At 69.9% G+C, this 23,929-nt stretch carries 15 protein-coding genes and 7 pseudogenes; 9 read left to right on the top strand and 13 right to left on the bottom strand.

The window, feature by feature from the left end; translation table 11 throughout:
- Positions 1 to 328 precede the first annotated feature (328 nt).
- Positions 329 to 1,336, bottom strand: a pseudogene (locus ABZW30_RS08990) (transposase); the annotation flags it as partial.
- 34 nt (positions 1,337 to 1,370) lie between these two features.
- Positions 1,371 to 1,754 (bottom strand): annotated as a pseudogene (locus tag ABZW30_RS08985) (transposase); the annotation flags it as partial.
- Positions 1,755 to 2,336: 582 nt separating this feature from the next.
- Here ABZW30_RS08985 and ABZW30_RS08980 point away from each other — a divergent pair.
- Complete coding sequence (locus ABZW30_RS08980) at positions 2,337 to 3,650, top strand: S53 family peptidase (protein WP_355670350.1); 1,314 nt, start codon at positions 2,337 to 2,339, stop codon at positions 3,648 to 3,650.
- 322 nt (positions 3,651 to 3,972) lie between these two features.
- On the opposite strand, the gene ABZW30_RS08975 is transcribed toward ABZW30_RS08980, so the two are convergent.
- From ABZW30_RS08975 to ABZW30_RS08965, 3 genes and pseudogenes are all read right to left on the bottom strand, one after another.
- A complete protein-coding gene (locus ABZW30_RS08975) occupies positions 3,973 to 5,262 on the bottom strand; it encodes a hypothetical protein (protein WP_355670349.1) in 1,290 nt (429 codons plus the stop codon).
- Positions 5,263 to 5,524: 262 nt separating this feature from the next.
- Positions 5,525 to 5,910: pseudogene (locus tag ABZW30_RS08970) on the bottom strand (hypothetical protein).
- Positions 5,911 to 5,995: 85 nt separating this feature from the next.
- A pseudogene (locus tag ABZW30_RS08965) lies at positions 5,996 to 6,277 on the bottom strand (helix-turn-helix transcriptional regulator); the annotation flags it as partial.
- A gap of 775 nt (positions 6,278 to 7,052) precedes the next feature.
- Between ABZW30_RS08965 and ABZW30_RS08960 the strand changes: the two are divergent.
- From ABZW30_RS08960 to ABZW30_RS08950, 3 genes are all read left to right on the top strand, one after another.
- Complete coding sequence (locus ABZW30_RS08960) at positions 7,053 to 8,273, top strand: tyrosine-type recombinase/integrase (RefSeq protein ID WP_355670348.1); 1,221 nt, start codon at positions 7,053 to 7,055, stop codon at positions 8,271 to 8,273.
- 985 nt (positions 8,274 to 9,258) lie between these two features.
- Entirely contained in the window at positions 9,259 to 9,660 is a 402-nt protein-coding gene (locus ABZW30_RS08955) for an N-terminal phage integrase SAM-like domain-containing protein (protein WP_355670347.1), read from the top strand.
- Positions 9,642 to 10,415 (top strand): site-specific integrase, encoded by a 774-nt coding sequence (locus ABZW30_RS08950; protein WP_355670346.1) that lies wholly within the window; start codon positions 9,642 to 9,644, stop codon positions 10,413 to 10,415. The genes ABZW30_RS08955 and ABZW30_RS08950 overlap by 19 nt, the downstream gene beginning before the upstream one ends.
- A gap of 38 nt (positions 10,416 to 10,453) precedes the next feature.
- Here ABZW30_RS08950 and ABZW30_RS08945 read toward each other — a convergent pair whose 3' ends face one another.
- On the bottom strand, positions 10,454 to 10,744 hold the full coding sequence (locus ABZW30_RS08945; protein WP_355670345.1) for a hypothetical protein: 291 nt from the start codon (positions 10,742 to 10,744) through the stop codon (positions 10,454 to 10,456).
- Positions 10,745 to 10,858: 114 nt separating this feature from the next.
- On the opposite strand from ABZW30_RS08945, the gene ABZW30_RS08940 reads away from it, so the two are divergent.
- Positions 10,859 to 12,808 (top strand): hypothetical protein, encoded by a 1,950-nt coding sequence (locus ABZW30_RS08940; protein WP_355670344.1) that lies wholly within the window; start codon positions 10,859 to 10,861, stop codon positions 12,806 to 12,808.
- A gap of 26 nt (positions 12,809 to 12,834) precedes the next feature.
- Here ABZW30_RS08940 and ABZW30_RS08935 read toward each other — a convergent pair.
- Positions 12,835 to 12,960, bottom strand: a pseudogene (locus ABZW30_RS08935) (organic hydroperoxide resistance protein); the annotation flags it as partial.
- Between the two features lie 383 nt (positions 12,961 to 13,343).
- Between ABZW30_RS08935 and ABZW30_RS08930 the strand changes: the two are divergent.
- Together ABZW30_RS08930 and ABZW30_RS08925 are read left to right on the top strand one after the other, a co-directional pair.
- Positions 13,344 to 13,631, top strand: coding sequence for a hypothetical protein (locus tag ABZW30_RS08930; protein WP_355670343.1), 288 nt, complete (start codon positions 13,344 to 13,346; stop codon positions 13,629 to 13,631).
- Between the two features lie 189 nt (positions 13,632 to 13,820).
- Positions 13,821 to 14,946, top strand: a pseudogene (locus ABZW30_RS08925) (NAD(P)/FAD-dependent oxidoreductase).
- A 332-nt stretch (positions 14,947 to 15,278) separates the two neighbouring features.
- On the opposite strand, the pseudogene ABZW30_RS08920 reads toward ABZW30_RS08925, so the two are convergent.
- From ABZW30_RS08920 to ABZW30_RS08900, 5 genes and pseudogenes are all read right to left on the bottom strand, one after another.
- A pseudogene (locus tag ABZW30_RS08920) lies at positions 15,279 to 15,551 on the bottom strand (fibronectin type III domain-containing protein); the annotation flags it as partial.
- A gap of 18 nt (positions 15,552 to 15,569) precedes the next feature.
- Positions 15,570 to 17,918: a GDSL-type esterase/lipase family protein gene (locus ABZW30_RS08915; protein ID WP_355670342.1), complete on the bottom strand. Its 2,349-nt coding sequence runs from the start codon at positions 17,916 to 17,918 to the stop codon at positions 15,570 to 15,572.
- A 375-nt stretch (positions 17,919 to 18,293) separates the two neighbouring features.
- Positions 18,294 to 18,716, bottom strand: coding sequence for an organic hydroperoxide resistance protein (locus ABZW30_RS08910; RefSeq protein ID WP_355670341.1), 423 nt, complete (start codon positions 18,714 to 18,716; stop codon positions 18,294 to 18,296).
- 11 nt (positions 18,717 to 18,727) lie between these two features.
- Entirely contained in the window at positions 18,728 to 19,645 is a 918-nt protein-coding gene (locus tag ABZW30_RS08905; protein ID WP_355670340.1) for a helix-turn-helix transcriptional regulator, read from the bottom strand.
- A 136-nt stretch (positions 19,646 to 19,781) separates the two neighbouring features.
- On the bottom strand, positions 19,782 to 20,333 hold the full coding sequence (locus ABZW30_RS08900; RefSeq protein WP_355670339.1) for a hypothetical protein: 552 nt from the start codon (positions 20,331 to 20,333) through the stop codon (positions 19,782 to 19,784).
- A 171-nt stretch (positions 20,334 to 20,504) separates the two neighbouring features.
- Here ABZW30_RS08900 and ABZW30_RS08895 point away from each other — a divergent pair, with 171 nt between their 5' ends.
- Together ABZW30_RS08895 and ABZW30_RS08890 are read left to right on the top strand one after the other, a co-directional pair.
- Positions 20,505 to 20,939 (top strand): nuclear transport factor 2 family protein, encoded by a 435-nt coding sequence (locus ABZW30_RS08895; RefSeq protein WP_355670338.1) that lies wholly within the window; start codon positions 20,505 to 20,507, stop codon positions 20,937 to 20,939.
- A gap of 198 nt (positions 20,940 to 21,137) precedes the next feature.
- Positions 21,138 to 21,974 carry an SDR family oxidoreductase gene (locus tag ABZW30_RS08890; RefSeq protein WP_355670337.1) on the top strand — a complete coding sequence of 279 codons (837 nt, stop codon included), beginning with the start codon at positions 21,138 to 21,140 and terminating at the stop codon, positions 21,972 to 21,974.
- Positions 21,975 to 22,472: 498 nt separating this feature from the next.
- Here the strand turns inward: ABZW30_RS08890 and ABZW30_RS08885 are convergent, their stop codons facing one another.
- Positions 22,473 to 23,918: a carboxylesterase family protein gene (locus ABZW30_RS08885; RefSeq protein WP_355670336.1), complete on the bottom strand. Its 1,446-nt coding sequence runs from the start codon at positions 23,916 to 23,918 to the stop codon at positions 22,473 to 22,475.
- Between the last annotated feature and the right edge of the window lie 11 nt (positions 23,919 to 23,929).

Below are 23,929 nucleotides of genomic sequence, written 5' to 3'. Positions count from 1 at the left end.
GAGCTCCAGATCCTTCTGGCGACCTGGGCCGGTGCCTGCCCCACCTGTCATCGAGACATACCCACACGAAAACAGACCTGACCAAGCCCTACTAGTCATCCCCGGCAGGGTCCACCGAGAAGTGGCCAGGCCGTTCCTCTGTGGCAACTCGTCGCAGGCCAGCGCGCAAGGAGTGGGAAACCGAGGTAAGCAGGTCTCTCGACTTTCGACGTTCTGGCAGGTCTGGGTGATCACGCGGCGCTGGCTGCGGCCCAGGCCTGCTGGACGGCGCGGATTTCCTGATCGGTGGGCCGGTCCGGGCGGGTGGGCAGAAAACGGGCGGCGATGATCACCCGGCGAAGCTTGGCGACCATGTCGGAGGCGGACGGGTCGGTCTTCGTGGTGTACCAGGGGCGCGTTCGCGGTGGTCGGCGGTGTCGGCGGGGTGGTGGCCGTGCAGCGCGTACCAGGCGACGGTGATGGTGTAGCAGTACAGGCTGAACGGGACGGTGCGCTCGACCGCGTGGCGGGTGCGGCTTTGAGCCTGGCCGGCGCCGAGGAGGTCGCGGGTCTCGGCGAAGGTGACCTCGATTGACCAGCGCCACGCATACCGGGTGATCAGGTCGGCCGCGGGGGTGGTCAGGTCGGTGGTGACCAGCGCCAGGTCGTAGCCGGTGTCGGTGTCCTCGTCGCACAGGAGCACGACCCGCACGGTGCGGGTGTGGAACGAGCCGTACCACAGGCAGGTGAGCTTGGCCAGGAACACGGTCTCGGTGCGCTGGTAGCGCGTGACCTCGAAGGGTGTGAAGGCGAGCGTGGCGGCCAGGTCCTTCGCGGTGCCCCGGCGGGCGCCCTTGAGCGCAGGCCGACCGCGCTTGCCGGTGCGCGGCGGGGCGAGGTCGTAAAGGATCGCGGAGGCGGGCAAGTGGGTGGTGAAGGTGCAGGTGGCGGGCAGGGTACGCAGGGCCCGCCCGTGGTAGGCGGCGTCCGCGACGACGTGGATGCGCCGATCGTGGTGGCACGCGGCCAGGAGACAGAGCATGGCGGCGGCGAGGTCGACCTTGGACTGCTCTTGCTTGGGGCGCCACAGCCGGGCCATGACGGGCAGGCACACCGGCCGGGCTAGGAAGGGGAGTTGGACCACGATGCCGACGACGACGAAGCAGGTGCCGCGCCCGATGGGCCGGGTACCCTTGGCCGCGCCGTCGTGCTGCCAGGCCGCTCCGAAGACCTTCTTCCAGCGCCGCTTGAACAGCGCGTCGTCCACTGCGACGGTCAGCGCCGCGTCTTTGGGCAGCAGGCGGCGCACGATCAGGTGGGACAGGGCGATGCCCAGGAGGTCCGGCTTCCAGGGTGCGCGGGAGAAGAAGACATCCGATGCAGTTGATCTGTCAAGCGGTGGCTGTGTTCAGGCGCATCGCAGTGCCGGGGAAGGCGGTGCTCTCGTCGTAGCGGGTGTGGTTGGTGAGGCAGTGGTGAAGGCAGCCGATCATCCGGTTGAAGAGGTTGCGCTGAGCTGCGGTGCGGTGATCGCCGTCGTCGCGGCGTCGGTCGTAGTGGGCCTTGGCGCCCGGTGAGGCGGTCAGGGCGGAGAAGGCCCACAAGTAGCCGGCGGAGGCCAAGCGCTGGTTCTTGACCCGGCGGGCCTGGACGCTGACTGTCTTGCCGGAGGCCCTGGTGATAGGAGCTGCGCCTGCGTATGCCTTCAGGGACCTGGCGTCGGCGAAGCGGGATCGGTCGTCGCCGATCTCGGCGAGTACCCGGGCGCCGGTGAGTATCGCGGTCACCATGCGCCTGCCGGTCCTCGCGATCAGCCCGGTGGCCAGGGCGGTGAAGGTGCGGAACGTCGGCGCGGTGAAGCAGCCCCGCACGAACTCCAACCCGGCGAGCAGGGAGGCGGGTACGGGCGGATCCGGAAGCATCGGCGGGTCCCCTCACGGCAGGCGACGCAAGCACCGCCGATGCTTCTCCGCTGTCTTCGGCCCGCTCGGCCAGATGACGACCCATCACCCGGCCGAGCGACCACCACGACGATCAACGAACCGTCGAACGTCGAGGGCTCTCGTGATGGACCGATCTACCGGTGGGCCGGTGGCGTGGGTGCGCCCGTGGGCGCCGGTGGCCGGCTGGCGGAACCGGGCGGGTGCGGGAGCGGTTGCGCCGTCGGGGTGACCGCGCTGCGGTGTCCGATGTAATGCGGTGTCGGCCGTCGGCGTGCCGTGGACCGTCGGCGGTGATGATGGCGACCACATCGAGCGGTCTGCCTGTGTGGGGCCGCGAGTCCAACCGGAATTCGGCTCAGGTCGGGTGACGCCTCGACGGGTTTCGCGCCCCGGCCGGCGGAACTGAGGAGTCCCATGAGGCCCACCCCACTGATGCGTTCCCTGCTCGTCCTTCCCCTGCTGCTGGCCCTGGCGGGCATCGCCGCGCCCGCGCAGGCCCTGACCCCGGCCGGCGGCGGCGTGCAGCCGTCCGACCCGGCTGCCGTGACGGCCGAACGCGCCTGTGCGCCGGCCCCGCCCTCGGCGCCAGGCGCGCCGACCGTGACGATCACCGCCCCGTCCGGCGAGACGGCCGCCGTGCCGGCCGACCTGCGGGGCCCCTGCTTCGCGCTGATCCGCACCGACCTGCCCCGGCTGCGAGGCCTGCACCCGGGAGCCGAGCCGCCCGGCTTCGGACCGCGCGACCTCCAGTCCGCCTACGACCTGCCCCGCAACGGCGGCGGGGACCGGACGGTCGCCATCGTGGTGGCGTTTGACGACCGCACCGCCGAGAGCGACCTCGCCGTCTACCGGGAGCAGTTCCACCTGCCGCCGTGCACCACCGCCAACGGCTGCTTCCGCAAGATCAACCAGAACGGCGGCACCACCCCGCCCCCGACCACCGACCCCGGCTGGGTGGCGGAGACCGCCACCGACCTCGCCTCCGTCAGCGCCACCTGCCCGGGCTGCCACCTCCTGCTGGTCGAAGCCGACGACGACCTGCTCCGCAACGAGATCCACGCGGTCGGCCAGGCCTTCCAACAGGGCGCCACGTTCATCTCGATGAGCTTCGGCGCACCGGAATTCGCCAACCAGACCATCATCGACGCGTTCTTCAACCACCGCGGCATCGCCTTCGTGGCCAGCAGCGGTGACAACGGCTACCCCAACCCGACCTGGCCCGCAGCCTCCCAGTACGTCACCGCCGCCGGCGGCACCAGCCTCCACCGGGAGCGGCGCCCTCTGCTGTCGTTCACCCGCCGCCCGGGCTGGTCCGAGAGCGCCTGGGTCGGCTCCGGCTCCGGCTGCTCACTCTACGACCCGAAACCGTCCTGGCAGCACGACCCCGGCTGCGCCAACCGCACCATCGCCGACATCTCCGCTGTCGCCGACCCCGGAACCGGCGTCGCGGTCTACTTCACCGACCCCACCGACGGGGCCGGCTGGCACGTGATCGGCGGCACCAGCGTCTCCGCGCCGCTGATCTCCGGCATGTACGCGGTGGCGGGCACCCCCGGCGTCAACGACTTCGCCGCCTCCTACCCCTACGCCCGCCCCCGCGCGTTCAACGACATCGTCACCGGTTCCAACGGCTCCTGCGGCGGCTCCTACCTCTGCACCGCGCTCCCCGGCTACGACGGACCCACCGGCCTCGGCACCCCCCACGGCGTCCGCGGCCTGCGGCGCTAACCCACCCGGGCCACGGCGCACCGAACCGCCCCCGCGGCGGCCGGTGCGCCGGTGTGTCGGCGGGGCCCTTGAGCTCGACGTCCGACGGCTTTTGTTGATCGTCGTGGTGGTTGCCCGGGTGGGTGATGGGGCGTCATCCGGCCGCGCAAACTGACAGGTGCACGATGACCGGGATACTCAGCGGCGCGGGGTTGACGCGCACCTGATCCCATGACTGGGAGTCCAGCTGGCGGGACAGCATCCAGCCTCGACACGGCGGCGTGATCACCCAGACCTGTCAGAACGTCGAAAGTCGAGAGGTCTGTCCCACACCCGAAACCGGTCATCGCCAGGACAGCGCCGCGACCTCCGAGCCGAAGCCCACCACCAGCTGCCCGCCCGGCGCCACCGCCAACGCGCGTACCGGCGACGGGAACACCAACGGCGAACCGACCTGCTCACGCACCGCCAGGTCCCACAGTCGCACCGTCCCGTCCTCACTGCCGGTGACTGCCAGCGTTCGGCCGTCCATCACCATGGCCGCCCCCGCCCAGACCCTGGCGCCGTGGCCGGTGAGCGGCTCGCCGACCCGCTCACCGGCGCCCACGTCCCACACGCGCACCGCCCAGTCGTCGCCGCTGCTGACCGCGAGGGTGCGGCCGTCCACCACCGCCGTCGCCACCCCCGACTCCCCCAACTCGCACCCGTCCAGCTCGGCCCCGAAGAGGAGCTCGCCGACCTGCTCGCCGGTGGCCACGTCCCACACCCGCACGGTCCCGTCGTCGCTGCCGGTGACGGCGACAGGACGGCCGTCCAGCACCGCCGTCGTCATCGACCACACCCACCCGTTCCCGTCGTCGCGCTCCGTCCACCAGGGCTCGCCGACCTGCTCACCCGTGACCAGATCCCACACCCACACCCGATAGGTGGTGGAGCCGAGCACGAGGGGGCGGCCGTCGACCACCGTCGTCGTCACCGCAAGCAGCCCCTCCCCGTACCCCATGAGCGCGTCGCCAACCTGCTGCCCGGCGGCCAGGTCCCACCGCCGCACCGTTCCGTCGTCACCGCCGCTGACCGCGAGGGTGCGGCCGTCCACCACCGCCGTCGCCACCGCGCGCACCCGACTGCCGGGCCCGATGAGGGGTTCGCCGACCTGCTCGCCGGTGACCATGTCCCACACCCGCACGGTCCCGTCGTCGCCACTGGTGACGGCGAGGGTACAGCCGTCCACCACCGCCGTCGCCACCGACCGCACCGAGTCGGCGTGGCCGGTCATCGCGCGTCCGGACCGGTGGTCGATCTGGGAGCCGGTGGCCCAATCCACCCGCCACCGCGCCGCGGGCGCCCCTGCCACCGGTGTTGCGATGATCCGCGCGGACAGGTCCCGGTCGCCGAAGCGGGCGGCATCCAGGGCCAGCAGCTGCCGGCGCACGTCCGCGGTGGCATCGCTGTGCAGGTGCGCCGAGGCCCGGTACACCGCAGCCGCCGACAGTGCGCGGGAACCCGACGCACGATCCAACAGTCCACCGACCTCTTCCGCAGCGGCGCCCACCAGGAACCCGGGGTCGGTCAACCGTTCGTCCACCGTGACGGGTTCGACGCCCGGACCGCCGTATGGCATACCGTCAGACATGATCGGGACTCTAGCCGACCACGCCACCACACCCTCCGCCCGCCGCAGACCGGCCCGGAAGTGCCGCGAACTCGCCCCCGGGAAGCACTGCGGCCCAGGACGGGGAGAACCAAGACGCGATCACGGAGCGCTGCGACTCGATGGCGACGGGAGACACACGCCTGATGTGCGCAGGGGTGCCCATCCTGCCTACCAGCGCGACTTCCTACTCGTCCGGCGATTGTACGTTCCACGCCCAGACGCGATCGCGGTTTACCCGGCACTACCTCGGCTTCTGAGCTGCTTCGCGTTCCTCCGCCGCGAGGATGCCTAGGAAGTTCAGCGCCTCCTCGCTGGGGCTTCCCAGCGGAGCGGTGTAGATCACGAGCAAGTGGCGTGCTGGGCCGGGGGCCCGGAAGGTCTCGTAGTGGAGGGTCAGGTCGCCGATCACGGGATGGTGGAAGCTCTCTTCTCATGGACGTGGTGGCCGGCCCAGAGCTTGCGGAAGGTCGTGCTGCCCAGAGACAGTTCGCCGATGAGGCGGACGAGCTCCGGGTCGTGGGGATGCCGCCCGGCCGCCATCCGGAGCATTCCCGCCGTGTTGCGGGCGGCCAGCTCCCAGTCGAGGTGGACGTCGGGCGCGGCCGAGTCCAGGAACTGGCGGGCCATGTTCCGCTCCCGGGGCGGGAGGTTGGGGGAAATCGGCGATGACGGCGGCGGCAAGCGGGTTCCAGGCCGGCACGTCATTGCGCTCGTTCATGATCACGGCTGGCGTCGTCGGGATGGCCTCGACCACCCGCCGTAGCCTGGCGTGCACGGCCTCGCCCCGGAGCGGGCCGAGTGCAGTGGACGGGCGGCGCGGTCGGGCCAGGTCGTACAGGTGCGCGCGCTCGGCGGGACCCAGCCGCAGCGCCCGGCTGAGGGCGTCGAGCACCTCGTCCGAGGGACGGTCGGCCCGTCCCTGCCCCGGGCGCACGTAGTAGTCGGCGCTGAGGCCAACGAGTTCGGCGACCTCCTCCCGGCGCGGGCCGGGCACCCGGCGGCGTCGCACGGCTGCTGGCTCCTCCACGACGAGTACGCCGGACTCGACGACGAGGACGAGGAACAGGACGACGAGGAGGCAGCCGAACGGCACCAACACCGCAGCCGCGCGCAGTTCGCCACGACCGTCCGCACCATCGCCGCGCACAGCCGCGACCGGCTGGTGTAAAGCCCTCCGCCACTGGGTCTACCCGCAGGACGTGCAGCGCTCGAGCCCCTTTGTCCACCCCTGTCCACCCTGGCCTCATACGTCGCTCACCGCCCGGCCGGCCAAGGGCCGTTGCCCGGCCCCGACAGCGCTCGTAGCCTGCTTCCCCCCAGGACGGACACAGGCAGCACCTCCTCAGCGGGCCGCTACAGGCCTGGTATCCCCACCTCGGCGGAGAACCCCCGGTCCCGAAGTCACCGTCGGTGACAGTCGGCGGTCTCATTCCGAACTGTGGCGTGCAGCACTCGACAACTCCAGCCGCCGCTTCGGGCCTCTCCGGCCGTACTGCCTCAGGGCAGATGAAAATAGGGCTTCAGGCCCCCGCATTCCGGCCCGTCGCCGTCATTCTTCGCCGCCCCGGGATCCGACTCCCCGCACCTTCGATAATCACCGCAGAATGGGCGCTACCGCCCCTTGTCCACTTTCCAAGGGGATCGCCGCAGTTCACAGGCCCAGGTGGTCGCCCGGTTCGCCTCCCCCGCGCCATGATCCGCCCCCTGCCGCGCCAGGCCGCTCCGCCGTGAAGCTGGGCTCAGCCCGATCACACAAGGAGTCGATTCCCGTGAACCTGACCGATCCTCAGCGCGGACGCGTCTACCGTCGCTGCGGCTGCCGCGACACCGACGGCCGCCAGTACGGAGCCCGTTGTCCGAAACTGAACACCCAACCAGACCATGGCAGCTGGGCCTACGCTGTGGACCTTCCCTCCACCTCCGGCAAGCGTGAGACCCGGCGCCGCGGCGGCTTCCCCGACCAGAACGCCGCCCTCACCGCCCTGCAGAACTTCCTGCTGTCCGAGCGCACCGGCATCGCGACGGACGAGACCCTGACCGTCGCCGACTACCTGAGGGAGTGGCTGCTCTCCAAACGGGAGGTCCTCAAGGCCACCACGTACGCCGGCTACCACCGACACGTCCACCACGACCTCATACCGGCCTTCGGCCCACTCCCCCTGACCGGCCTGCGCGACCGGCACGTCACCACCTGGTCCCGCCGGCAACTGGCCGCCGGCCGAGGACGCCCCACCGTCCACCGCTGCTGCGCCATCCTCTCCAGCGCCATGAACGCCGCCGTCAGCGCCGACCTGCTGGCCCGCAACCCCGCCCGCAACGCCGCACTGAAGCGACCCGCCGCACCCGAGCGCCTGTGCTGGACACCACAGCAGGCCTCCGCCTTCCTGCACCACAACGTCGAGACCTACAACGACGTCTACGCCGACATCTTCGAGGTCATCCCCGGCACCGGCATGCGTCGCGGCGAGGTCCTGGGCCTGCACTGGCCCGACATCCACTTCCAGCGACGCGTCCTGTTCGTACGCTGGACCCTGGCCTCGGTGAACAATGCCCGCCTGCGCCTGCAGGCACCCAAGACCCGCGCCAGTCGCAACTGGGTCAGCCTCTCCCCGCGCGTCGCAGCCGCGCTACGCCGCCAAGCCGCCCGCCATCGCAGCGCCCACCCCGACCAACCCCGCCTCCAGGGCATGGTCTTCACCCGCCCCGACGGCAAACCCGTCAACCCCGAGCGCCTCCTGCACACTCTGCGCCGGCGCTCGGCCGAGATCGGCCTGCCCAAGATCGGCCTTCACGACTTGCGGCACACCGCCGCCACCATCATGATCAGCTCTCAGGTGCCACTCGCCGTCGTCTCCAAGACCCTGCGGCACTCCACCCTGGCCACCACCGTCAACATCTACGGTCACCTGCTCCCCCAGGCCGCCCGCGAAGCCGTCACCGCCCTCGCCGACGCACTCGACCACGCGGACCTTCCCCGCGAGATCAACTGACGAACCATCATGCTGCGCGATCACCTCGCGCCCACCCCACCCGCAAACCTCCAGGTCAGAGCGCCGGGCGCGACCACCCTGCGACCACGCGCCCTCCGGAAACGAGTGAGAGCGGATACCTGGTTTCCCAAGTACTCGCTCTCACAATCGACTTCACAGTCGGAACGACAGGATTTGAACCTGCGACCCCTTGACCCCCAGTCAGGAAGGGTTCCCCTTTTCCTGCCTGAAATGCGCTCGCACACACGTCGTGCGCGTGCAGATGAACGCGTTTCGCGCACCTCGTGCGGCAGCGCGCATGACGTGTGGTCCCCAGCTGGTCCCCAGGTCAGGGGCTTGACGGAGGGTCCGAGTAGCGTTCATGTCTCCAGGGTAGCGCCACTCCGACCGCAAATCCAGCGATTCCCGCGGATCGCCCAGAAAGTCACTGGACAGAGAGTCCGTCACCGCCGAGAGAAATCAATCCGACCCGGCCGAAGGTCAGCCAGAGAATAACCATCATAAATCCCGGCATCCCCCATTCCATACGGGCTCACGGAAATTATCGGTGCTCGCCGTGGCGCATTCCGAAGACCGATCCTAGGCTCGCCGCCACCGCACCGCGCGTGCTCCGGGTTGTACGAGCCCAACAACCCACGGCCGACCGGCAGACAGCCTTCTCCCCGTCCGCGGCCACTCTTCCGAGCAGCGAGCCCGTGCCGGCCGACGTTGCGCGATCAAGCTGCCTACCCACCGAACGTGCCCCGTGATCACCCTCGCGGCGTGTCGCCAGCGCGTGTCCCGGCCAGTCGATCTCGCCGTGCTCCACGCCCCGCCCCGCGCGCTCTGCCGCCACACCCACCACACCCGCAACTCTGAACACGCCATCACCACTTGATTCAAGGAGGAGCCCATGGCGCAGCGTCCCAAGCGGGGCAGGGTGTACCGGCGGTGCGGGTGCAAGGACGGCAACAGCGGGAAGCAGTTGGGTTCATGGTGTCCGCGGTTGGCCGCCGACCCCGCGCATGGCCGATGGACGTACGCGGTGGACCTGGCCCGGGAGGACGGCAAGCGCCGTACTCGGCGACGGGGCGGGTTCGCGAGCCGGGCGGAGGCGGCCCGAGAGATGGCGCGGGTGCTGGATGCCGAGTACCGGGGCGTGTACGAGGACCGCACGCTGCGCGTCGGGCTGTTCCTGTACGAGTGGCTGGAGTCGAGGCGGCCGGCGCTGGCCCCGAACACCTGGGCGGGTTACCGGGCGTGCATCGAGCGTGACCTTGTCCCGGCGTTCGGCGGCATGCTGCTGGTCGACTTGCGGCCCAAGCACATCGATGCCTGGGTGAGCTCGCCGCCGGCCGCGGGCGCACCACGGTTCACCACGCGGTCGCGATGCTGCGCAACGCGCTGAACCATGCGGTGCGGACGTGGCGGCTGCGCTACAACCCAGCCAAGCACTCCGTACCCGCCAAGCCCCGCGCCGCCGTACGCGTCTGCTGGACCCCCGATGAGGCCGCAGCCTTCCTGCGGCACAACGCGGAGCACTACGCCGACCGGCTGACCGACCTGTTCGAGGTCATGCTCGGCACCGGCATGCGTCGAGGTGAAGTCCTCGCCCTGCACTGGTCGGACGTGCACCTCATGGACCGCCAGCTCTATGTCCGCTGGACCCTGACCGCCGTGAATAACGGGAAGATCCACCTCGGTGAACCCAAGACCGAGTCAAGCCGCGCATGGATCAGCCTCTCCCCCAGAGTCGTGGCCGCCCTCCACCGCCAGGCGGCCCTCCAGATGGCCGCTCACCCCGACGGCCGCCTCGAAGGCCTGGTCTTCGCCCGCCCCGACTGCGAACCTCTGCGCCCGCAATGGGTCCTCGACCAGCTCCGCAAGCGGACCGCCGAATTCAACCTGCCGAAAATCGGCCTGCACGACCTGCGCCACACCGCCGCCAGCATCATGATCGCTGCCGGTATCCCTCTGGCTGTCGTGTCCAAGACCCTGCGTCACTCCGCCCTCGCCATCACTGTCAACCTGTACGGCCACCTCCTCAAGGACTCCGCAGACGACGCCGTCGTCGCCCTGGCCGCCGCTCTCGACCGAGCGGACGCCGAGGTCGTTGGCCAGGCGGGTTCCCCTGTCGATCACGGCTTCGAGAAGGCGGCGTGATCGGGCCGGTACTTCTCTCCTCGGGCCTTCGTGCTCGGTTATTGATCAGACGCTTCCAGTCCACCGGCGTTCATGCCCTCGGGTTCTTCCTCGTCGGTGTCCAGTTGGAGGAGGCCAAGCAGGTCCTGTGCCGCCCAGCCCGGGACGGTACCGCTGTTGAGGACCAGCACCAGGGCGCCACATCGGAGGGTCTGAGCAACCCCCGCGAACGCGGGGCCGACCGGCGCACGCCGCCGTCCTGGCGGCATGATCGGCGGGTACGGAATCTCCGGTCGGCCGCCGGCCAGACCACCGAGCGCGCGACCGGCGAGCGGGCTGCCCTGCACCAATCGGTAGCACCGATTTACGCTTTCGGTTCGTCCGCCCTGGCCCTGCGGCCTCGGGTGTCGGAGCCATGGAGCAGGATGGGAGTGACAACTCATCTCCGGGGAGGGAGGCACGCCATGGCCACCGACGGCCCCCGACTGCCTATGGAGTTCCTGCTCGCCGTCGCGGCCGACGCCGAGCCCGAGTCCGCTGCGGCAACAGTGACCGCTGAACAGGTACACGGCATGGCTGAGGCCCACGGCCGGCAGTACGGACAACTCCTCGAAGCGCTTCTCAGGAAGCCGTACCAGGAGAAGGCCCCCGCCTGGCTGCTGGAGACCGCAGTCACGAACGGGCTGCGGCAGGCAGCGGAGTCCGAGTATCTGCTCGGGACAACGGCCGAGCTCGTGGCGCTCGCCCTCGCTCACCCCGATTGCGGCGAGAGTATGCGGACCGAAGCCCTGCTGCGCTGCCCTGACAGTCTGCTCGGTACTCTCGGCACCGCCGGCCGGCCGGCGGTGTTGACCGGCGCCGTCGCCGCGGAGCTGTGCAGGCGGGTACCGCAGCGCTGCCGCATGACACCCGACCTGATCAAGGAGCCGACGCCCGCTCAGCTGGTCCTGCGGACGGAGCGCCTCCACGACGACGTGTTCGACGCGGCCGTCGCCCTCCTGCCCGATGCACCGGACCGTACGCGTCTTGAGGGCGAGGACTACGACAGCTGGTCCGACCAAACCAAGGCCACATTCAGCGCGTGGGAGCGAATGTGGAAGATCGTGCTGGAGCGACACCCCGACCACCACGTCCGGCTTGTGGAGACGGCCGTCGGCACAGCGGCGAACCACGTCATCCGGGACCAACTGCTCGGCAGCCTGCCATGGATGGTCGAACCGGGGCTGCTCCGTCGGATCGCGCTGGACGATCTCTCCCGGTTCGGCGCGGCCATGCTCGTCACGCGGGTCTGCCGCTTCCTCCTTGACGGGGGGTCGAAGGAAGAGACCCGACAGCACTTCGCCGCCGAGCTCGCCGATCTCGACGACAGCGGCCGGCGGGAGGTCGACCTGTACCTGGAGGACGACGTCCTCGAAGCCAAGTGGGGCACCGACACCGCAACCTTCTGGGTACGCCACGCAGCGGACGGGCCATGGCGCCTCGTGCTCAACCCCGCCGAGGCCAAGCCCTCGTACGGCGACCCCTACACCTGGCTGATGCCGGCAGAGGAACTTGCCGATCTGGGGCTGCGCTTCGCCGAAACCGCCGTCAAGGCGCTCCAGACCTGGCAGCCGAAGGACTCCTATGGGATCAGCAAGGCGGCCGACCTCCGCTGGGTGCATGCCATGTTGATTCACCTGCCCGAGGTGACACCTGCCGTCAGGAAGACGGTGCAGATCATGATCCGCGACGCCCGACGAGGCCAAGCTCGTCCCCGATCCTACGACTACCGGGCTCAGGAGGACCACCGGCAGTTCACCGGACTGCTTGACGCGATCAGCCGGATCGTCGCCGATCCCCTCCCACAAGCACCCGCCACCCGGCGCGCAGCCCTCGGCGATCCCGCGCAGGTGACGCCCCGGAGCCTGTCCGGCGTCACCCCGGAGGTCCTCGATGAGTACCTGGACCGGCACACCGGCGACGACCAGATCGTGGAGAAGGCCCTGCTGTCCTTCGCCTGGCGCAGCAGCTACCAGCACGACCCGTCCTTCACCGATGTCCTCGCGCGCCACTCGAACCCGCAGCAGGCCGTACACACCCTCACCCATGAGCTGCGCCGCAGGCTCGGCGGCAACCCCGCCAACCGGGAAGCCTGGGCGCAGCACATCCTTGCCCTGCCCGGCTGCCGCAGCGAGACCATCCTCGCGCTGCCCGCCTGGACAGCGCTCAAATCACGGGGAAGCCACAACGGCCGCACACACCCCACCGTGCTCGCTCTCGTGGCCGACGTGCTCGGCGACGACCGCCAGGCCTGGCGCCGACTCACCGAAAGCCCGATCAGCCACTCCGGCCCCAACGCCTGGCTCCGCCTCGGAGACATCCTCAACGCTGCCGCAGATGACACCGGCTGGCCGAAGCCGCCAGCCTCCCGATAAAGGCTCGAGCACCACGGGTCCGGGAGAAGGGTCACCTCGATGTTGCCGCGGGTGGAGTTCGAGTACGGGCAGACCCGGTGCGTGTCCCGCATGAGCTGGTCGGCCGTGGCCTGGTCCAGGCCGGGCAGGTGCGCGGTGAGGCCGACCGCCAGTCGTCGGGGGCGCAGCGCCACGGGTGGGTGAAAACCAGCGGGTTCGGCATTGGCGTGGTGAACCCGCTGGTGTAGGGGCGTCCTTCTGCTGAGGGTGCGTGGGTTCGTGGCCCTCACGCCCGAGTGAGGTCGATACCGAAGAACCAGGTGAGGGCTGCGCGGACGTAGCGGTCCCGCTGGTGGCACTGCTGATGCTTGTCCTGCCGGCACGACCCCGGCGGGAGTCGTCCCATCCCCGCTCGAAGATGGCGGGCGAGTGTGAGTACTTTGCCGACCGGCGGGACGTCGGCCCTTCAGAAGGGAACGTTCGGCGCGGTGAACCGCCTGTACCAGTCCCGCGTCTTCCCTCGCGACCGCCTACCACTCGCACAGGAGAACAGACCGTGAGCGACAAGGACGTTGAGCAGACCGACGAGCAGGGTTACGGGCTGGGGCCCTGGTGGATGGAGCTCGGGACAGTGGGCGCTGTCGCACTGATCGTCTTTGGGGGGCTCGTAGCAGCGTGGGTCTTCTTCCGGCTGCCCGGCACCCCAGAGAATCTCGCGACCGGCTACTACCAGGCCGCCAAGGTCGCCGCCGTCGGACTGGTGATTGCGGGAAGCGCCCTGCTGGGCCGCCGTCGCACCCGGACCGCGGCCGTCGAGGAAACTTACGAGCCAGAACGCGCATGACGCCACCGGCCGGTGGGTCGCGGTGGTAATGGGAGACAGGTCGCCGTATGCCTCCTGGCCGGCGACGAAGGTACTCATGCGTATGGTGGGTTCTCTCCTTTTCAGGTACGTCGGAAACGGGCGGGGCTGTCAGCTGTCCTTGTCCGGAAGTGCGACCGCCGCGCGAACGGGGGTCAGACGGTGGGCACCATGACCACTGACATCACGATCATCGCGCCGGCCTCGGCGGCCTGACCCTCGCCCGCGTCCTGCACGTCCACGGAATCCCGGCCACGGTCTACGAGGCGGAGCCCTCCCTAACTGCGCGCACGCAGGGCGGCATGCTCGACATCCACGACCACAACGGCCAACCGGCCCTCCAGGCGGCCGGCCTGCTCGACGAGTTCCGCGGCCTCGTCCTGGAGGGCCGCGAGGCGACGCGGGTCCTCGCCCCGGATGGGACCGTTCTGCTCGACGAACCCGACGACGGCACGGATGGACGCCCCGAGGTGCAACGCGGTGAGCTGCGGCGGCTCCTGCTCGACTCACTCCCCGTCGGCACCGTCCGGTGGGGCCACAAGGTCAGCAGTGTCCGTACGCTCGGCGACAGCCGGCACGAGGTGACCTTCGCCGACGGCACCACCGTCGTCACGAGCCTGCTGGTCGGCGCGGACGGCGCGTGGTCACAGGTCCGGCCGCTGCTCTCCGACGCCGAACCCGAGTACGTCGGCACGTCCTTCGTCGAGACCTACCTGTTCGACGGCGACACCCGGCACCTCGCCAGCGCGAAAGCGGTCGGCGGCGGGGCGCTGTTCGCGCTCGCGCCGGGGAAGGGGATCTCGGCTCACCGGGAGAGCGGCGGACCCTCCACACCTACGTCACGCTCAACAAGCCGCAGGACTGGTTCGCCGCTATCGATTTCACCGATTCCGCCGCGGCCACCGCGCGGATCACGGAGGAGTTCGACGGCTGGGCACCGGAGCTCACGGCGCTGATCACCGACGGTGAGACCACACCGGTCCTGCGCCCCATCCACACCCTGCCCCTCAGGCATCGATGGGAGCGCGTGCCGGGCGTGACCCTGCTCGGCGACGCCGCCCACCTCATGCCCCCGTCCGGCGAAGGCGCCAACCTGGCCATGTACGACGGCGCCGAACTCGGCAAGGCCATCGCCTCACACCCCGATGACGTCGAGGCCGCGCTGAGTGAGTACGAGCGGGCCCTGTTCCCCCGCAGCGCCGCGGCCGCCACCGAGGCCGCCGACATCTTCCGCCTCTGCTGTTCCGACGACAACGCACCCCATGGCTTGATCGACATGTTCACCAGGCACGAGTAGCCCGACAAGCTTTCGCCGTCGTGTGGGCCTCGGGCCCGGTGTCCTTGTTCTCACGGGCGGGGGCTCAGGGCTGGGCGTCGCCGAAGTCGGGGATGTCGGCGGACAGTAGGCGCTCGGCGCTGCCTTCGAGGATCTTGGCCGTCTCGGATGAGCCAGGATCCGCACCCATCGTTGTTCCAAACATCGCGCCGGCGATCGCGGTCAGGATCACCGGCGGCGGCCCGAGGCGGCGCCGGGGCGCCGGGGATCCCGACGGGCAGAGCCCCGGCGCCCAAGGGTAGGGGTTCCGGGGCTCTGATCGTCGGTGGGTCGGGTCAGTCAGGGTGTGGTGGTCAGGAGCCTGGAGGTTTTGGTGCGACCGCGCAGTTGGATTTGCCGGATTCGGCCGCTCCGTTGATCGCGGTGACGCAGAACTCGTAGTTCCACACGCCGGGGAACAGGTAGGCGGCCCCGGTGCTGGTGTCCATGGTTGACGAGTGCTCGTCCGCCGTGGACACGCTGCCGTCGTTGATGTTGCGGACCCAGATCCGGTGTCCGGCTGCCCCGTTTGAGGCGTTCCAGGTGAGCTTGACGGTGGTGCCGTCGGTGGAGGTGACCTGGAGGCCGGTCGGTGCCGGGGGTGTTCAGGCGCCGATGGTGACGGTCCCGCCGTATCCTGGGAAGCCTTGGCCGACGGCGTTCCAGGTCACCAGCCAGACTTGGTAGCGGTGGCTGCGCACCAGCCCGTCGATGTGCACCGACAGCCCCTTGACCGCGGTGCCCTCGATGTATGCGCCGGGGGTGTCCCTGTCCCAGATGATGATCTGGTAGCGGTCGATCGTGTCGGTGTAGGGGCCTGTCGCCGCGCTCCACGTGGCGTCGAGGCCGGTGGCGGTGGCGTGGGCGACGATTCCGCCGGGCGGTGGGGCGGTTCGCGGGTGCGCGACCGCGGTGACGATCGGAGACCAGTCGGACTCCCCGTCAGTGGCGTTGAGGGTGCGGACCTGGTATTCCCACTGCCAGCCGTCGGCGGTGAACGAGGTGTCGATGCGGTTCGCCGGCGGCGTGGACTCGGTCCAGGCGAAGCCCACGACCCTGGACCGGACGGTGTAGCCGCGGGCGCCGTAGACCTTGTCCCAGGTCACCGTGATCCCGGACGGGTTGGCCTCGGCTTTGACGTTGCTGGGCACGGGGGTCCGTCGGGCCGGGACGTTCGCGGGGACATCGGGCACGAAGGATCCGATGCCCCAGCCGTCGTGCAGGGTGCGCTCGTAGGCCTGGGCGATCTGGTACTCGCCCAGTGCGTTGGGGTGCAGACCGTCGTAGCCGGCCGGGCAGCTGTCAACCCCGCAGCTGTAGTTGCCGGCCCAGTCGACCAGCTTCACGGGGGACGTGGCGGTGCTCCACGACGGGATCGCGGCCTTCAGCATGTCGTTGTACGCGGCGGTCTTGACGGGCAGGTCGTCGCGGCCGCCGATGTGGGTGCGCTGGGGAACGTTGGCCAGGGCGATGTTGATGTCGGGTTTGGCGGCGCGGGCCTCGTTGACCAGCGCGTGCATGCTGTCGAGGGTCCCCGCGGAGTCGCTGACGAACCAGCCCATGTCGTTGAACCCGAGCCCGACCAGGAGAAGGTCGGGCTGGTACTGCTGCACCTGATCCTTTATCAGGTTCTTGTCCTGGGCCGCCTGTCGGCCCCAGACCGAGAAGTGGTTGCTGTTGAAAGGCAACTGCCCCTCGGCGTACGAGCCGCTGGCGCGGACTTCGCCCGACGAGGCGGAAACTTCCCCCTGCAGAAGGGGCGGGGTGGGGGGCGTCGGGGCGTCGGGCTCCCGGGTGCCCTTGTAGGGGCCGACGAAGTCGACGGAGACACCCTGGTTGAGGAACCACTGGCACAAGCGATAGCGCCAGGTCCAGTCGCCCTCGCGACCCTGGCTCATCGAATCGCCCACCACCATGACCTTGAGCGTCCCGCTCGGAAGGGAGCCGCCCCCTTGACCGCCCACGCCCCGCTGGAGTGCTTGGAGCCGTGAGACCAAGCCGGCGGACATGGCGTTGCTGAAAAGATTGGCCATGTACGTGAGCGGGGTCTCCCAGAACTTGTACGTCGTCGCCCAGCGTCGCAGCGTGGTCTGGACGTTGGCTATCACGCTGGCAGACTGGGCGGAGGCGAATTGCACGAGCGCTCCGCCGAACCCTCCCGCGACCGCACCCCAGATCGCGCTGCCCAGCGCGGCCCCCCAGGCTTCCGCGTCGATCGGCTTCTTGTCGAGGGAAGCGCTGATCAATTCGCCGATGCCCGCTGAAAATCCCCCGGCCACGGCTCCGCAGACCGGTGCGGCGGCAGGAGCTCCCACGTTGAAGAAGGCCAGGCACGCCGCTCCGACGACCGTTGCTATCAGGACGACGGAGAGGCCGGTGACGAACTTCTTCCAGAAGCCTGACCACCAGTGCGCCCAGTCCGCAGTGCCGATCTCGTGCGACGGCACCACGATCACGAGGCTGTGGCCGACGAATCGTATGGTTCCGTCGTAGTCAATGCTGTCGTCGGTCTTCAGCGGGTAGATCCCCACATCGACCTGCTCGGCCCGCTGAACGAAGGACTGGGCCAGAGAAAGCCCATGGGCCTGATCTGCGTGGGTGGTGTCGACCACTTCCTGCATCTTCTGCTGCAGCTGATCAGGGTGGTCCGTGAGGGCGAAGTCGATGGTCGCCACAACGTCGTTGTCGCTGCCGGCCAGTGAGCGAAGGGCCCCGGAGTCCTTCGCGCAGCCCACGCGGACCCCGGCGCCGTTGCGGTCGAGCGGCTTCTCGTCGAAGGACGTGGCCTGCATGGAGCAGCCGGTGGTATCCACCGCGGCGGCGGCCTGTTGGCTCACGTTCGGCAGGGCGGTACCGGTCACCGTCAGCGCCAGTGAGAGGAAGAGCGCAATGAGGAGACCACTCCCAAAACGTTTTCTTCTGATCAACCCTGGCCTATTCATGCTTTTCAACACTCCTGTTGCTTTTCGGTCGGAATCGAGCAGGGTGAGACAGGGAGCCGCTTCCAGGTCCGGGGATATGCGTGGCAGCACCGGCGTTGCCCGTGGAACGCGGCGTTCAACTTCCGGCGCGGGTCGAGAACGAGGCGGATCCGGCGGGTTCACAAAGCTCGAATTGTGCGCGGGCTGTGCCAGGGGTAGAAGATCGCCAGCCAGGAGAATTGAACCGCTTTCGCTTCATCGGCAGGCAATCGGGCTTCTCCGCTCTCAGCCGTGCCCCCCGGCCATGAGGGGCGTGCGGACCTTTTCGTGCAGTCGGTGAGTGCCCTCCAGCGGACTGCCTCCTCGCGGGTAGCCCGCCGGTCTCCCGCGAGGTGTTCAGCCCGCGGTTCAGACGGTCGCTTCGAGGGTGACCTCGATGTTCCCTCGGGTGGCGTTGGAGTACGGGCAGACCTGGTGGGTGGCCTCCACGAGCTGGTCGGCGGTGGCCTGGTCCAGGCCGGGCAGGTGCGCCGACAGGGCGACCTTCAGCGAGAAGCCTCCGTTGTCGAGGGTGATCAGGCTCACCGTGGACCTGACGGTCGACTCGCCCAGCTTCACCTTCTGCTGACCCGCTATCAGGCGCATCCCGTTGTGGAAGCAGGCGGCGTAGCCGGCGGCGAAGAGCTGCTCGGGGTTGGTCCGGTCGCCGCCGGGGCCGCCCATCTCCTTGGGGACCGCGAGGAGTTCGTCGAGCACCCCGTCGGCGGTGCGGACCTCTCCGTTGCGGCCGTCGCCGGTCGAGATCGCCTCGGTGGTGTAGAGCGTGGACATGGTGTCTCCATTCACAGGTATGCGGAAAGGGTGGACGGGTTGTCGGTTGCCGGACGAGTGCGTCCGTCCGGGGTAGTGGCCTGGGCGAGCAGGGTCAGCGCGGCCTGCGAGGCCGAACCCGCCGCGGCGGTGACCGCGACGAGTCGCTGTCCCCGCTCGTTCGGGACCGGCATGGCCTGCTGGGTGACATCCATCGGTCCGACGAGCGGATGCCGCATCCGGTAGGCCGCGGTGTCCCAGGCGCGGACCCGGTGCTCGGACCACAGCTCGGTGAACTCCGGGCTGTGCATGACCAGTTCACCGATCAACGCGGCGAGCAGCGGATCGTCGGGGTACCGGCCGACGGCGAGGCGCAGTCTGCCCACCGCGTCCCTGGCCTTCTTCGGCCAGTCCTCGTACAGCTCGCGGGTGTGGGCGTCCCGGAAGACCAGCCGCGCGGTGTTCGGACGCTCGGCCGGGTGCTCCGGGCTCCTCGGATCGAGGTGTCCGGCGAAGAGCGCGTGCCCGGTGCGGTTCCACGCCAGTACGTCGCTGCGGCGCCCGAGCACAATGACCGGGGTGTCCCCGAAGGCGTCGATCAGCTGCCGGGTCGTCTCGGTGATGCGCTCTGGTGCCGGCGGCTTGCGGGTTCGGTCGTTGCCGCCTTTGCGCCCTGCGCCGGCGAGGTCGTGCAGGTGACGGTGTTCGGTCTCGTCCAGGCGCAGTGCCCTGGCGAGTGCATCCAGTACCTCCGTCGACGCGCCCCGCGACAGCCCCTGCTCCAGCCGCGTGTAGTACGACTCACTCACCCCGGCCAACTGGGCGAGTTCGTCCCGTCGAAGGCCCGGCACCCGCCGCCGCTCGTCGAACTCCGGCAACCCGACGTCCGACGGCTGCAGTTGCGCCCGACGCGTCCTCAGGAACCATCCCAAGTGCGACTTGCTCTTCATGGACTTGAGTATGGACACGGGCAGCGGCTTGTGCCTGCCCCTGCCAGTGCCAGGCAACGCGGCTTGAGGTGGTGGAGCTGGGCACCGTCCAGCTTCAGGGCCTACTCGTCCACCCCGCATGACGCCTGATACCGCCTCATGGCAGCCGATCCGTGAGAGGCACGTCCTGCTCCTGCCCGGTCGTGGCGGACCAGCCGCCGAGCAGCTTCAGGCCGTCCTCGGCGGCGGTTCCGGGAGACGCGCTGTAGACGACCACGCTCAGGCCGCTTTCGTCCGGCAGGCTCATGGTCTCCTGATCGAGTTCCAGGTCGCCGACGAGCGGATGATTGAGGCGTTTCGTGCTCTCGCGGAAGACATACACGTCGCGGGATCCCCACATCACGCGGAACGCGTCGCTCCTGGTCGACAGTTCACCGATCAGGCTCGACAACTCCCGGTCGTACGGGCTTCTCCCCGCCTCGATGCGCAGCGCGCCCACGGCGAAACGGGCCATGTGCTCCCAGTCGGCGTAGAACCGCCTGGCCGCGGGGCTGAAGAACGCGAACCGGGCGACGTTCGCCCCGCAGGCCGAGTCGGCAAACATCTCCGAATACAGGGCCCTGCCCAGCGGGTTGGCGGCCAGCGTGTCGAGGCGGTTGTTCATCACGTAGGCCGGCAGCCCCGGCATCCCCTCGACGATCCGCGCCACGCTCGGCCGCACCGTCGGCCGCACCGCCCGCTGCCGGAGGCGGCGGGTGGGGGACCCTGCCAGTACCCCTCACAGCAGAGACTCCCCCGTCACGGCCGCCTGCCGTTGCATGGTGCGTACCGAGTCCCACATGAGGGCTCGAGTACCTGACCAACAGAAGGGGCACACGTGATGAGCAGCCAGATCGAGACGGTGGCGGAGAGCCCTTCGGATGTCGTGCGGGGGCTGTACGACGCATTGGGCAGGGGCGATGTGCCTGGTGTCCTGGCCAGGCTCGACCCCGAGGTCATCGTCGACGAGCCGAACCAACTCCCCTACGGCGGCGTGCACCGGGGCCGCGAGGCGTTCGTGCAGTCGGTCCTGGGCGCGATGTTGGGCTACGCCGACATCACCATCACCGATGCCGAGGTGTTCGAGGGCCCGGCAGGCGTCATCGGAACACTCACCGGAACGCTCACGGCCCACACCACCGGTGAGGAGTTCCCGCTGACCATGGTCGAGATCCACCGCGTCGAGGACGGCACGGTGCGCAGGATCGACGTCTACACGAAGAACCCCCACGAGCTCGCCGCGTTCTACGCGCGCGCCGAGACAGGTACCCGCTGACGACGACGCGCCTCCGAGTCCGGCCGAGTTGCCTCACGGCAGCGCGAGCAGCTCGGCCGACTCATGCCCGGGCTCCGGCCCAGGCCGTCATATCGACCTGCCGGCATCAGCAATACCGCGGCCGACCACCCGGCCTGCGTGCGGCTTCAAGCCGACTCGAAATCGTAGCCACGCGCACGACACAGCGAAGGAACCACCATGCCCACCACCTGGTTCATTACCGGAACCTCCGCAGGCTTCGGGCGACTGCTCACCGAACACCTCCTGGCTCGTGGCAACCGTGTCGCCGCCACGCTCCGCCGGCCCGAGGCTCTCGACGGCCTCCGCGCCGAGCACGGCGACCGGCTCTGGACCGCCCAGCTCGACGTCACCGACACCGAGCGAGCGCGTCGTGTCGTCAACGAGGCGTTCGAGGCCCTCGGCACGATCGACGTCGTCGCGAACAATGCCGGCTACGGCCTCCTCGCCTCCGCCGAGGAGGCATCCGACGAGCAGATCCGGCGCGTCATCGACACCAACCTGCTCGGCTCGATCCATGTCATCCGCGCCGCCCTCCCGCACCTGCGCGCCCAGGGACGGGGCCGCATCCTGCAGGTGTCCACCGCTGGCGGTCAGACGACCTATCCGAGCCTCGGCTACTACCACGCCTCCAAGTGGGGCATCGAGGGGTTCTGCGAGACCGTCGCCCGCGAGATCGCTCCGCTCGGCGTGAGCCTGACCATCATCGAGCCCGGCGCGACCCCCACCCGCTTCGGCAGCTCGCTCGACATCGCACCGCCGCTGCCCGAGTACGAGAACACCCCCGCAGCCGAGACCCGGCAGGCATTCCTGAGCGGGCACTTCCCGGTGCCCAACAGCGCGGAGAAGATCGCGGACGCGATGCTCGACCTCGTCGACTCCGGCGTAACTCCCCTCCGCCTCCCACTCGGCCCCGATACCTACGAAGACGTCCGCGCCGCCCTCACCGGCCGGCTCGCCGAGCACGAGGCCCATCGCGATGTCGCCCACTCGGTGGCGGCCACAACCGCCGGCTGACCCCCCGGCCGCGTCGTGCGCCGCTCCGCGAGCGACGCCGACCTGCCCGCCGCCTTCGCCGCCCAGTTCTCCCACTCCCACAGCTGCTGGCTGCTCACCTACCCCCTCGCCGGCTGGCTCGCGGCAGGAGCCGGCCTCCCGGTCACCGCCGCAGTCCTCGGCGTCATCGCACTGATCGCCACCACGGCCGCCACCGTCATCTGGCCCGCTCGCGACCCGGCGCGACTCGACCACGTCCACGCCGAGCTGCCCGCCGACCACCCCCACCTCACCGACGCCGACCCCGCCACCGGCGGCTGGCTGCACGGCCACGACTACGTCATCGACCAGCACCACCACCGCTGGCCCGGCCCAGACACGGCCACGGCGAGGACCAAGCCCGCCAATCAGCTCATCGGGCGGGCGTGGTTGTGGGCCTGGCCGGCGCCGAGCAGGTCGCGGGCCTCGGCGAAGGTGACCTCGACGCCGACGCGCGGCGCCATTGCTCGCGCTTGGCGGTCAGGCGACGCCGATGTGCTGGACGTGGCCTTCAGTCGGTTCGTGGACGGGCCAGCCGGGATTGCCGGTCTCGGCGAACCGTATCCACGATCGGTGGATCCGGGCGGCGAGTGGGGCGGGCGGTTCGGCGTTGCCGAGGAGCCCTCGTGGGCCGCGCAGCGATGGCAGGGACAGGCGGTCGAACACGAACGGCAACTCCATGACATGGCTGGCGCCCAGTCGCCCGTCGATCGCGTCGGAGCGCCAGACGAATTCGTAGCAGTACGTCCGCCCGGCCGCGGCGCTCGCGTGTGCGGCGGCCATCTGCCGAGTGCCGGCTGTGAAGAGCCCGTCACCGAGGATGGCGGTGCGCAGGTCGGCGGCTGGGGCGGACGGGTGCTGTGCCCGGTAGGCACGGATGGCTTCGTCGGGGTCGGGGTGGAACCTTGCCGCGGTGTCCCGGACATCGGCATCGGTGGTGCTCGCCAGGAGTCCCAACGGGGCCAGGTAGAGACTGCCCTCGTCGAGATTGGAGCCGATCAGCAAGTCGACCTCGCCTCCCCGGCCGGCGGCGACCGCGGTGGCCGGCTGGTGCTCGCTGACCAGGCTGAAGGAGGTGATGCCGCCGAGCGGGTCGTGGTGGGTGGAGGTGCGCAGGTCCAGGCCGGTCAGGCCGGCCGTGACGGCGACGAGGCGCTCGTCGGGGATGTCGGCCAGGGCTTTGACGGTGGGTTCGAGGTCCAGCTCGCGTTCAATCGCCGCGGTGACGATGCCGGCCTGGTCGGGGGTGAAGGCGCCGGTACCGGTGCCGCTCTGGATGATCGCTCGGCGGACGAGGCCGGCCGAGGCCGGGTCGGCGAGGACGCCGCCGACGATGATGGCTCCGGCGGACTGGCCGAAGAGCGTGACGTTGTCGGGGTCGCCGCCGAAGCGGGCGACGTTCTCCCGGATCCAGCGCAGGGCGGCCAGGACGTCGAGCATTCCGCGGTTGTCCGGGGCGTCGGGCAGGTGCAGGAAGCCGGGGATGCCCAGGCGGTAGTTGACGGTGATCAGGACGACGCCGTCGCGGGCGAAGGCCGTTCCGTCGTAGAGCGGTGCACGGCTGGAGCCCGCGACGAACCCTCCGCCGTGCACGAACACCATGACCGGCCGGGTCGGTCCGTCCGGTTGCGGAGCCCAGATGTTCACGGTGAGGTAGTCGTCGCCGCGCTGCCAGCCCGGGCCGAAGTAGGGCGACATGTCGAGGGTGCCGAAGGAGTCCCGGGTGGGCTGGGGCGCGGTCGGTCCCGGCCGCGTCGCGTCCCGGATCCCGGTCCACCGTTCGTGCGGGCTCGGCGCGGCGAAACGTCCGCGTCCGACGGGCGGCGCGGAGTAGGGGACGTCGAGGAAGACGGTCCCGGGGCCGTGGCGGCGACCGCGGATCGGGCCGCACGTGGTGGTGACGCTGGCGGGATCGGCGGGTGCCATCTCGGATCTCC

The sequence above is a fragment of the Kitasatospora sp. NPDC004669 genome (assembly GCF_040609455.1).
Taxonomy (GTDB): domain Bacteria; phylum Actinomycetota; class Actinomycetes; order Streptomycetales; family Streptomycetaceae; genus Kitasatospora.
The sequence above is the reverse complement of the archived record's forward strand: the minus strand, read 5'-3'. Positions and strand labels throughout refer to the sequence as shown.